The 10,207-nt window shown below is 61.5% G+C and carries 9 protein-coding genes; 5 read left to right on the top strand and 4 right to left on the bottom strand.

Annotated elements, in window-relative coordinates; all coding sequences use genetic code 11:
• Window positions 1–252 precede the first annotated feature (252 nt).
• Both ACN2XU_RS12460 and pnp read right to left on the bottom strand, forming a co-directional pair.
• A complete protein-coding gene (locus ACN2XU_RS12460) occupies window positions 253–609 on the bottom strand; it encodes a YigZ family protein (protein WP_419410769.1) in 357 nt (118 codons plus the stop codon).
• Window positions 610–917: 308 nt separating this feature from the next.
• Window positions 918–3,062 carry a polyribonucleotide nucleotidyltransferase gene (gene pnp, locus ACN2XU_RS12455; protein WP_419410768.1) on the bottom strand — a complete coding sequence of 715 codons (2,145 nt, stop codon included), beginning with the start codon at window positions 3,060–3,062 and terminating at the stop codon, window positions 918–920.
• Window positions 3,063–3,462: 400 nt separating this feature from the next.
• Between pnp and ACN2XU_RS12450 the strand changes: the two genes are divergently transcribed.
• The gene (locus tag ACN2XU_RS12450) at window positions 3,463–3,723 is read left to right on the top strand and encodes a hypothetical protein (protein WP_419410767.1); all 261 of its coding nucleotides are present in this window, start codon (window positions 3,463–3,465) and stop codon (window positions 3,721–3,723) included.
• Window positions 3,724–3,853: 130 nt separating this feature from the next.
• On the opposite strand, the gene ACN2XU_RS12445 is transcribed toward ACN2XU_RS12450, so the two are convergent.
• Entirely contained in the window at window positions 3,854–4,540 is a 687-nt protein-coding gene (locus ACN2XU_RS12445; RefSeq protein WP_419410776.1) for a response regulator transcription factor, read from the bottom strand.
• Between the two features lie 147 nt (window positions 4,541–4,687).
• Here ACN2XU_RS12445 and ribA point away from each other — a divergent pair, with 147 nt between their 5' ends.
• From ribA to ACN2XU_RS12430, 3 genes are all read left to right on the top strand, one after another.
• Window positions 4,688–5,770 (top strand): GTP cyclohydrolase II, encoded by a 1,083-nt coding sequence (ribA, locus tag ACN2XU_RS12440; protein ID WP_419410766.1) that lies wholly within the window; start codon window positions 4,688–4,690, stop codon window positions 5,768–5,770.
• 90 nt (window positions 5,771–5,860) lie between these two features.
• The gene (locus ACN2XU_RS12435) at window positions 5,861–6,865 is read left to right on the top strand and encodes an LLM class flavin-dependent oxidoreductase (protein ID WP_419410765.1); all 1,005 of its coding nucleotides are present in this window, start codon (window positions 5,861–5,863) and stop codon (window positions 6,863–6,865) included.
• Window positions 6,862–7,383: a L,D-transpeptidase family protein gene (locus ACN2XU_RS12430; RefSeq protein WP_419410764.1), complete on the top strand. Its 522-nt coding sequence runs from the start codon at window positions 6,862–6,864 to the stop codon at window positions 7,381–7,383. Before ACN2XU_RS12435 ends, ACN2XU_RS12430 begins: the two co-directional genes overlap by 4 nt.
• Before the next feature lie 28 nt (window positions 7,384–7,411).
• On the opposite strand, the gene argE is transcribed toward ACN2XU_RS12430, so the two are convergent.
• On the bottom strand, window positions 7,412–8,572 hold the full coding sequence (gene argE / locus ACN2XU_RS12425; protein ID WP_419410763.1) for an acetylornithine deacetylase: 1,161 nt from the start codon (window positions 8,570–8,572) through the stop codon (window positions 7,412–7,414).
• A gap of 503 nt (window positions 8,573–9,075) precedes the next feature.
• Here argE and ACN2XU_RS12420 point away from each other — a divergent pair.
• Window positions 9,076–10,179 (top strand): ABC transporter ATP-binding protein, encoded by a 1,104-nt coding sequence (locus ACN2XU_RS12420; protein WP_419410762.1) that lies wholly within the window; start codon window positions 9,076–9,078, stop codon window positions 10,177–10,179.
• The last annotated feature ends 28 nt before the right edge of the window (window positions 10,180–10,207 follow it).

Below are 10,207 nucleotides of genomic sequence, written 5' to 3'. Positions count from 1 at the left end.
CATCACACCCGCCATGAAACTGAAAATGGCCGCGTAAGTTCTACGGATGCACCCCGTTAAAAAGGGGGAGATTACCGGGCGTGGGAGATGACGGGGTTACCCTCGCCCAAAAAATGAAGATGGCCGCGCACGCTGTGACCTGAGGCTCCGCAATAATGGGAGGTAGTCCCAGTGGCGAAAAATGTTCCTGCGACTTGGTTCAGAGATCCCAGGGAGGTGAATTTCGGTCAAGTCGTCCAGAATTCTGGGCGGTTATTTCTCGGCCAGAGTGTCGAGATACAGACGCACCGCATCCTGCACATGGCGAAAACGGTCGCCGCCAAGGTGTTTGCCGCCGTACCAGCGCGTGACCACTATGATTTGGTCAATCACACACTCGCGCTCCAACATGCGGAGGATCACCATGCCGGCGCCGCTCTCGCCGTCATCGTTTTTCAGCGGTCCACCGGAGGTCAGGCAAGCCCAGGTGTTATGCGTCGCTTTGGAGAATTTCTTTCGCCTTTTCAGTTCTTTTAGAAAAGCGGCAGCCTCATTGGCAGACGCGCAGGCTCCGCCTGATACTGCGTAACGCGAGCCGCGGTCCGAGATGATGTTTTCCAGCACCAGCATGATGATGGCCTAAGGGGCTGTGCGGAATGCTGCAACCCCGTTGTGGCGACGGCGTGCTCCGAGGCGAAAAAATGGCCCCGGCATCCCCGCCGGGGCCTTCGGACGCATCCCGTGAGTTCCACAGAGCCCGATACCATTACGTGCCTTTTGAAGACACCACGTTAGCGTGTCATTGGTAAAGAAAGCCTGAACTTCCCAGAAAGGGATTCCATGGTCGCGATGGTTTCGCAGAAAACCTGGCATGTGACGTTGCAATACGAAAAAGGGCGCCCCGAAGGACGCCCTTTATTTGTCGAAAGATGCACGAATTACGCGTCTTCTTCCTTGGTATTTTTTTCCGGCACCACTTCTTCGCCGGTTTCCTGATCGACGACTTTCATCGACAGGCGCACTTTGCCGCGATCGTCGAAACCAAGCAACTTGACCTTGACGTCCTGACCTTCTTTCAGAACGTCCGACGGATGGTTCAGGCGGCGGTTTTCGATCTGGCTGACGTGCACCAGGCCGTCGCGCTTGCCGAAGAAGTTCACGAAGGCGCCGAAATCGACGATCTTCACAACCTTGCCGTCATAGACTTTGCCTTCTTCCGGCTCTGCCACGATCGAATAGATCATGTCGTAGGCCTTCTTGATGGCCTCGCCGTTGGGGGAGGCGATCTTGATGATGCCTTCGTCGTTGATGTCGACCTTGGCACCCGACACTTCGACGATCTCGCGGATCACCTTGCCGCCGGAGCCGATCACTTCACGGATCTTGTCGGTCGGGATCTGCATGGTTTCGATGCGCGGCGCATGAACGGAGAAGTCCGACGCTTCGGTCAGGGCCTTGGCCATTTCGCCCAGAATGTGCAGGCGGCCTTCTTTGGCCTGGGCCAGAGCGGTCTTCATGATCTCGGGCGTGATACCCGCGACCTTGATGTCCATCTGCAGCGAGGTGATGCCCTTCTCGGTGCCGGCCACCTTGAAGTCCATGTCGCCGAGGTGGTCCTCGTCACCGAGAATGTCGGACAGGATCGCATAATCGCCATCGTCTTCGAGCACGAGACCCATCGCCACACCGGCAACCGGCGCTTTCAGCGGCACACCCGCGTCCATCATGGACAGCGAGCCACCACAGACCGAAGCCATGGAGGACGAGCCGTTGGATTCGGTGATTTCCGACACCAGACGCAGCGTGTACGGAAAATCCGTCGCAGCGGGCAGAACGGCCTGAAGGGCGCGCCATGCCAGTTTGCCGTGGCCGATTTCGCGGCGGCCCGGGCCACTCACGCGGCCCACTTCGCCAACCGAATAGGGCGGGAAGTTGTAATGCAGCATGAAGTTGGATTTGAAGTTGCCATGCAACGCGTCGATGAACTGCTCGTCGTCGCCGGTGCCGAGCGTGGTCACGACCAGCGCCTGTGTTTCACCACGGGTGAACAGCGCAGAGCCGTGCGTGCGCGGCAAAAGGCCGGTTTCCGACACGATCGGGCGGATCTGATCGAGGGCGCGTCCGTCGATGCGGCGCTTGTTCTTGACCACGTCCCCGCGCAGAACAACCGACTCCAGCTTCTTCAGAGCGGAGCCGAGGTTTGCATCGCCGAGCTGCTCTTCGGTGAGCGTTGCCTTGATCGCGTCCTTGGTCGCGGAGACCGCGGCGACGCGCTCCTGCTTGTCGGAAATCGCGTAGGCGGCTTTCATCTTCTCTTCACCGGCGGCTTTCACGGCCTCGTAGAGGTCGGAGTAGTCCGGCGGGGTGAAGTCGAAAGGCTCCTTGGCGGCTTCTTCGGCCAGATCAATGATCAGGTCGACGACCGGCTGGATCTGCTCATGGGCGAACAGAACCGCACCAAGCATTTCTTCTTCGGTCAGCTCATAGGCTTCGGACTCGACCATCATGACCGCGTCCTTGGTGCCGGCGACGACCAGATCGAGGCGCTGCTCGGGGTTGTCGCGCAGCATGTGCATGTCGTCGACAGTCGGGTTCAGGACGTACTCGCCATCCTCGAAACCCACGCGTGCGCCTGCGATCGGACCACGGAACGGCGCGCCGGAGATGGTCAGCGCGGCAGAGGCGGCGATCATCGCGACGATGTCGGGGTCGTTGACGAGGTCATGCGACAGCACGGTGCACATCACGAGCACTTCGTTCTTGAAGCCGGGCACGAACAGCGGGCGGATCGGGCGGTCGATCAGGCGGGCGGTCAGCGTTTCCTTTTCGGTCGGCCGCGCCTCGCGCTTGAAAAAGCCTCCCGGTACTTTACCGGCGGCGTAGTATTTTTCCTGGTAGTGGACGGTGAGGGGGAAGAAATCCTGACCTTCACGCGGCTCTTTCGCGAACGTGACGTTCGCCATGACCGAGGTTTCGCCCAGAGTGGCGATGACGGTACCATCGGCCTGACGGGCAACCTTGCCCGTTTCCAGTGTGAGCGTTTCTTCGCCCCACTGCATCGTCTTCTTCGTTTCTTTGAACATCCGTATATCCTTTTGGAAGCACTCGCGGGCCCTCCCGCGTCTCCCGTTTGAATGGCGGCCCCATTGCCGCCGCCCCTTTCATCATTCCATGCGCCAGGGACAGAGCGTCACGTCTCAGATTGGGCGCGCATACATGTTTTTCGAGGTTTTGGAAAGCAAGGAAAGCAGTCGCGGGGCCGGAAACCTACGGAAAACTATCGAATTCGTATGCCCGTGGTCCAGCCGGGGTTGCAGCGCGGGTGAGGCGGGTCGCGGCGGCGCACTGACCTGAGCGCGCTGCTGCATCATTCCGGCCAGTCCGAGCGCCATCGAAGCACGGTCCAGGGCGCTATTTGACGAGATTGCGGGACTTTTTCCCGAGCGGCGCGCCGAAGACTTGCCGCAGGTCCGGCCGCGCGTCATGGCCGGGCAAGCGCCCGAGGATGTGACGGCAACAGATACGTGGAACACCCTGCGGTTGCTCCGGGTCTGGGCGGCGGATCAAACCTGCGTGACGCTCGATTTCGAGCCTGTCAGCTTTGATGTGGCCGCCGTCCTTGCCGCGTCCATGTCGCCGGGCGGACCATCTGTAGAGATGCTCATCGAATCCGGAACGATCCGCGGTGATCAAAAAAAAGACCCGGGCAAAGCCCGGGTCAGTCCAACAGGGAGGTGCGTGTGATGACCCGCACACGCAACGGGAGACTGATTTGATAATGCCTGATGACAGCATCAGTGTGCAATGCGACTTTGATCGGCGTCAAGAAACTCTGTGGTTTTCCGGCACATAACCGCCTAATTGCTGATAATTGTTACGAAACCAAGCGGTATCCACCGGATTCGGTGACCAGAAGCGTGGCGGTTGAAGGGTTCGGCTCGATCTTTTGTCGCAGGCGATAGATGTGCGTTTCGAGCGTATGGGTGGTCACCCCTGCGTTGTATCCCCAAACTTCGTGCAAGAGCGTGTCGCGCGGCACGACGCCCTCGGTCGCCCGGTAGAGGAACTTGAGGATGTTCGTTTCCTTCTCCGTCAGACGGATTTTCTTGTCATCTTCCGTGATCAGCATCTTCATGGCGGGCTTGAAGGTGTAGGGGCCGACGGTGAAGACCGCGTCCTCGGATTGCTCGTGCTGACGCAGCTGGGCGCGAATGCGGGCAAGAAGGACGGGGAATTTGAACGGTTTGGTCACATAGTCGTTGGCCCCGGCATCGAGGCCGAGGATCGTGTCCGCGTCCGAGTCGTGGCCGGTGAGCATGATGATCGGCGCCTTCACGCCCTGCTTGCGCATCAGGCGGCAGAGTTCGCGCCCGTCCGTGTCCGGCAGCCCCACGTCGAGGATGACGAGCTCGTAATTCTGCTCCTTGACGCGCACCATCGCCGTGGCGCCGCTGTCGGCTTCGAAGACTTCGAAGTCTTCGGTCATGATCAGTTGCTCGGCCAACGCCTCGCGCAGATCGTCGTCGTCGTCCACCAGAAGAATGTTCTTGAGCTGTGCCATCGCGATGACCTCCGTCTTGCCTTTCCGGTGAGATGTGGACATTTTGCCGGTCCGGCAAGGATTGCTGCATACCGTTCACGGCCTCGTGTCCCGCGACCGCGAATGTTACAGGAAAAACCGCCGATTGTTACAGATACAGGATGCTGCATGCCCTTTTCTCCCGATCTGAACGAGACCCTGTCGCGCGCCCGGGCCGATTTGCGGATGGGGGTGCCGGTTGTTCTTGACGGCGCGACCGGTGCGGCGCTGATCGCATCGGCCGAGACATTGAGCGCCGCGCGGCTGATCGAGATGCAGGGTCTGGGCGATGTGGATCTCGTGCTGACCGGACGCCGGGCCGAGACGTTGAAAGCGCGGGCCTATGATGGCGATGTGGCGCGGGTTGTCTTGCCTGACGGGGCGGCGATGACCTGGGTCCAGTCCTTGGCGGACCCGTCGGATGATCTGGCTACGCCGATGAAGGGGCCGCTGACCACACGGCGCGGCGGCGATGCGGCGTTGCATCGATTGGCCGTCGCCCTTTGCAAAAGCGCGCGACTGTTGCCTGCCGCTTTGGTGGTCCATGTACCGGGAGGTTTTGCTGCGGCGCACAATCTGGTGAGCCTGCACGTGGAGACGGTGGCCCCGGCGCTGGTGGCCCTGCCGGACCTGCTGCACGTCGTGTCCGCCAAGGTGCCGCTCAGAGCGGCGGAGAATGCCCGGCTGCATATTTTCCGGCCAGAGGATGGCAGCGACGAGCACTATGCCATCGAAATCGGCCGACCGGACCGGGACAAACCCGTGCTGGCGCGGCTGCATTCGGCCTGTTTCACCGGCGATCTGCTTGGGTCACTCAAATGCGATTGCGGCCCGCAACTGAACGCGGCTCTGGCGCGGATGGGGCAGGAGGGCAGCGGCGTGCTCTTGTATCTCAACCAAGAAGGGCGCGGCATCGGCCTTGCCAATAAGATGCGGGCGTATTCTCTGCAGGATCAAGGGTTTGATACGGTGGAGGCCAACCATCGGCTGGGCTTTGAAGACGACGAACGCGATTTTCGCCTGGGCGCGCAGATCCTTGAGACCATGGGGTTTTCGGGGGTGCGCCTGTTGACCAACAATCCGGCCAAGGTGGCGATGCTGGAACACTGCGGGATAAACGTGGCCGAGCGCGTTCCGCTCCGGGTGGGCGAGACACCGCAGAACGCCCGGTATCTGGCGACCAAGGCCGAGAAATCCGGTCACCTTTTCTAGGGGTGCGGGGCACAGCCCCGCCCTACGATCTGTCGCGTGGCCTTGTGCGGCGCGTTTCGTGTCATACGTCTGTGCTCAAAGGAGACCGAGATGCATTATTCCCTGCTCGATCTGTCGCCGGTGCCCGAGGGCTCCACGGTGGCAGACGCCCTGAGAAACACGGGCGATCTGGCGCAACATGCTGAGCGCTGGGGGTATCACCGTTACTGGATGGCCGAGCATCACAATATGCCGGGGATCGCCAGTGCGGCGACTGCCGTCCTGATCGGCCATGTTGCGGGACTGACCAAGACGATCCGTGTCGGCGCAGGCGGCATCATGCTGCCGAACCATGCGCCGCTGGCGGTTGCGGAGGCCTTTGGTACACTGGCGACGCTCTATCCGGGGCGGATCGACCTGGGGCTGGGCCGGGCGCCGGGCGGCGATCAGGCGGTGATGCAGGCCTTGGGTGTGCATCCCTCGCGCGCCGAGGCATTTCACAACGAAGTGGCGGAACTGCGCGAGCTTTTCGGTCCGGAAAACCCGGATCGCCGGGTGCGGGCGCTGCCCGGCGAGGGCACCGGGGTGCCGCTCTGGATTCTCGGTAGCTCCCTGCATGGGGCGCAGGTGGCCGCGATGCTGGGCTTGCCCTACGCCTTTGCCTCGCATTTCGCGCCGGCCGCGCTTGAGCAGGCGTTCGAAGTCTACCGGCGCTATTTCAAACCGTCGGAGTCGGCGACCAAACCCCACGCCATGATGGCGGTCAACGTCTTTGCGGCAGAGACCGAAGCCGAGGCGCGCCGCTTGCGGACGACCATGCAACAGGCCTTCTATCGGTTGCGTACGGGCCGCCCCGGAAAACTGCCAGCACCGGTGGACGATCTGTCCACCGTGGTGCCGGAGGGCGCGATGCCAGCGCTGGACGAGGCGTTGCGGATTTCCGCGGTCGGCGATCCCGGCCAGGTGGAGGCGCAGCTTCGCACGCTCATCGCGGCGCACAAGCCGGACGAGGTGATCATCACCGGCCAAATCCACGACCACGGCGCGCGGCTTCGCAGCTTCGAGATCGCGGCGGATGTCATGGGGCGGATCAACAGCGCGGCCGAGGCCGCGTGAGCACGGCGGCCGATCTTGTTCTGACGCGCGGCGGGCTGCGGTTCGCCGGGCGGCTCTGGCCCTGCACCATCGGGCGCGGCGGCGTTGTGGCGGACAAGCGCGAGGGCGATGGCGGGACGCCCGTGGGCATACACCGCATCGTCGGTATGCTCTATCGGGCGGACCGCATCGCACAGCCTGCGGCTTGGGCGGTGCCTATCGGTCCACGGGATCTGTGGTCCGATGATACGACAGACCCGGCCTATAACCAATGGGTCCGGGCCCCCTATGCGGGCAGCCATGAGGCGCTGCGCCGGGCCGACCGGCTCTATGATCTTGTGCTACTGACCGATTGGAACTGGCCTGATGCCACGCCGGGCCGGGGCTCGGCGATCTTTCTGCATCGCTGGCGCAGGCCCGGGTATCCGACGGAGGGCTGCGTGGCCTTCCGGCCGGATCATTTGCGCAAGATCGCGGGGCTTATCGGGCCGGGCAGCCGGGTGATTGTTGGCAATGGACTGGCAGAAGGTACGCCGTAGACGTGCAACGCTACGCCGCGCAGGCGGATCAGGCCGTAAGGGACCGCCCCAACCCGTGCAACATCTGCAGGCATTGTCCGATCTGTTCGCGGGCGATGTACTCATCAGGCTTGTGCGCCTGTGCGATGGATCCGGGGCCGCAAACGACGACGCTCATTCCCATCTTCTGGAACAACCCCGCTTCGGTGCCAAATGGCACCACGTCGCAGGCATTTCCGCCGGTGAGTTGTTGCACCAGATCGCGCACGGCGTTGTCGCTCATCGGCTCCAGCCCGACGACTTCGCCGATCACCTCTGTGGAGATATCCGCGTGAGGGGATACCGCGCGCATCGCGGGGAGCAGCTCGGTTTCGACGTATTCGGTTATGGATTGCTTGACGAAATCCGCGTCGTTCCATTCGACGGGCCGCATCTCCCATTCGACCTCCGCCTTGCCCGGGATCACATTGTGCGCAACGCCGCCAGAGAGCCGACCGATGTTCACGGTGGTCCACGGCGGATCGAACCGGGAGCCTTGCGGGGCGCGGGTCTTTAGGGTCTCGGCCAGGTCCAGCAGGCGTGAGACATACCGCACGGCATAGGAGACGGCATTGACGCCATGATCGGGGGCCGACCCATGGCCTTCGAGGCCGGTGAACCGGGTGGTGTATTCACAGCATCCCTTGTGGCCTTCGATGATCCGCATGGAGGTGGGCTCGCCGATGATGGCCATGGCGGGCCTGATGCCGCGCGCCTGCAAGTGCGGGACGAGATTGCGCGCCCCAAGACAGCCGACCTCCTCGTCATAGGTGAAACAAAAATGGAGCGGACGCTTGAGTTCGACATCAGCCCAAGCCGGGGCCATGGCCAGCGTCGCGGCAATGAATCCCTTCATATCACAGGTGCCCCGGCCATAGAGCAGGTCGTCCTGCTCGCGCATCACGAAGGGGTCGCTTGACCAGTCCTGATCGGTCACGGGCACCACATCGGAATGACCTGACAAAACCACGCCGCCTTCCCGGTCGGGGCCAAGGGTGGCCCACAGATTGGCTTTTTTGCCGGTCTCGTCGTGGAAGACTTCGCTGCGGGCGCCAAGCGCGTCGAGCCGCGATGCCATGGCATGGATCATGTCGAGGTTGCTGTCCGAGGAGGCCGTAGGGAAGGCAATCAACTCGGACAGCAGGCTTTCGGTTTGGGCAATGGTGGTCATCCGGGACGGTATCCTGCGGGTTCGGTGTGGGGTGTCCTGCCGGATGACTGTGCCGACAGACGCGTGAGGCGGCATGCGATGACCGTCTCGGCAAGGCCTGCGATTCCGGATTGGTTCGGGGTACAGACGTTTGATCTTACTGAACCTGCCCTTCTCGTGGAATGCAAGCCGCGGGCGGTGCTGACGGGCGCTGAAAAATCGGGCGAGGGCTTGGTAATTGTGCGTGACGGGGCAAAAAAAATCTGGCTCGTTGGCCGAGTCCTTCCGAAAATCGGCCAATGACAGGGCGTGTTGGGTTTTTGTTCACTGGCCAAATGGCGCATATTGACCAAAAAAGTGGCGCAAATCGCCTTTCAAGTGTCGGTTTTTCAGCCAATTTTCCCGGATTTCCTGTCAAGTTGGTAAAAATCAGGGAACCGGTTGCAACGTTGACGCGGTCGCGCTTTAGTTCCCGGTACAAGACAGCGGAGATCAATCCGCGACACTGAAACGGGGAGCCTGCTTTGGCTGATCAAACAAACGGCGACGCTTTCGTCGCCTTTGAGCGTGTTCAGAAAAGTTATGACGGCGAGACTTTGGTCGTCAAAGACTTGAACCTTTCTTTGCCCAAAGGCGAATTTCTGACAATGCTCGGACCGTCTGGGTCCGGCAAGACTACTTGCTTGATGATGCTGGCCGGTTTCGAAACGGCGACGCATGGGGAGATCAAGCTCGACGGGACAAGCATCAACAACATTCCGCCGCACAAACGCGGCATCGGCATGGTGTTTCAAAACTATGCCCTGTTCCCGCACATGACGGTGGCCGAGAACCTTTCGTTCCCGCTTGAGGTGCGCAAGATCGGCAAGTCCGACCGCGAGGCCAAGGTCAAGCGGGCGCTGGACATGGTGCAGATGGGCGCCTTTGGCGGTCGTCGCCCGGCACAGCTTTCGGGCGGTCAGCAGCAGCGGATCGCTCTGGCACGCGCATTGGTGTTCGAGCCGGAACTCGTGCTCATGGACGAACCGCTCGGCGCGCTCGACAAGCAGCTGCGCGAGCACATGCAGTTCGAGATCACCAAGCTCGCACACGACCTCGGCATTACCACGGTCTATGTCACCCATGACCAGACCGAAGCGTTGACCATGTCGGATCGCGTCGCGGTGTTTGACGATGGCCGCATTCAGCAGCTCGACCCGCCCGATACGCTGTACGAAAAGCCCAAGAACAGCTTCGTTGCGCAGTTCATCGGCGAGAACAACACGCTCGAAGGCACGATCACTGAAATCAGGGGCAACCACTGCGTGGTGAAGCTTGAAGACGGTCAGATGATCGACGCGGTTCCGATCAACGTGACCGAGGTCGGCGAGAAGACACGCGTTTCCATTCGCCCGGAGCGCGTCGAAATCAACAAGGACCGGCTTCAGGAAGGCGCGCATACGCTCAAGGCCACGGTGCTGGAATTCATCTATATGGGTGACATCTTCCGCACCCGTCTGCGGGTGGCCGGCAAGGACGATTTCGTCATCAAGACCCGCAACGCGCCTGACCAGGTGCGGCTGGTTCCCGGGACCGAGATCGAGATCGGCTGGCTTCCGGACGATTGCCGTGCACTCGAGGCGAACTAGATAACAGAGGGATTGCAGCGAGCCGTTC

This window comes from Pacificoceanicola niger (assembly GCF_048553275.1).
Lineage (GTDB): Bacteria > Pseudomonadota > Alphaproteobacteria > Rhodobacterales > Rhodobacteraceae > Pacificoceanicola.
This window is presented reverse-complemented; position numbering and strand designations above follow the sequence as displayed.

What these genes read in the sequence shown, in the direction of transcription:
- ACN2XU_RS12460 (WP_419410769.1), bottom strand. Translation starts at nt 609, where the DNA reads ATGCTGGTGCTGGAAAACATCATCTCGGACCGCGGCTCGCGTTACGCA.
- ribA (WP_419410766.1), top strand. Translation starts at nt 4,688, where the DNA reads ATGCCCTTTTCTCCCGATCTGAACGAGACCCTGTCGCGCGCCCGGGCC.
- ACN2XU_RS12450 (WP_419410767.1), top strand. Translation starts at nt 3,463, where the DNA reads ATGGCCGGGCAAGCGCCCGAGGATGTGACGGCAACAGATACGTGGAAC.
- argE (WP_419410763.1), bottom strand. Translation starts at nt 8,572, where the DNA reads ATGACCACCATTGCCCAAACCGAAAGCCTGCTGTCCGAGTTGATTGCC.
- ACN2XU_RS12445 (WP_419410776.1), bottom strand. Translation starts at nt 4,540, where the DNA reads ATGGCACAGCTCAAGAACATTCTTCTGGTGGACGACGACGACGATCTG.
- ACN2XU_RS12435 (WP_419410765.1), top strand. Translation starts at nt 5,861, where the DNA reads ATGCATTATTCCCTGCTCGATCTGTCGCCGGTGCCCGAGGGCTCCACG.
- pnp (WP_419410768.1), bottom strand. Translation starts at nt 3,062, where the DNA reads ATGTTCAAAGAAACGAAGAAGACGATGCAGTGGGGCGAAGAAACGCTC.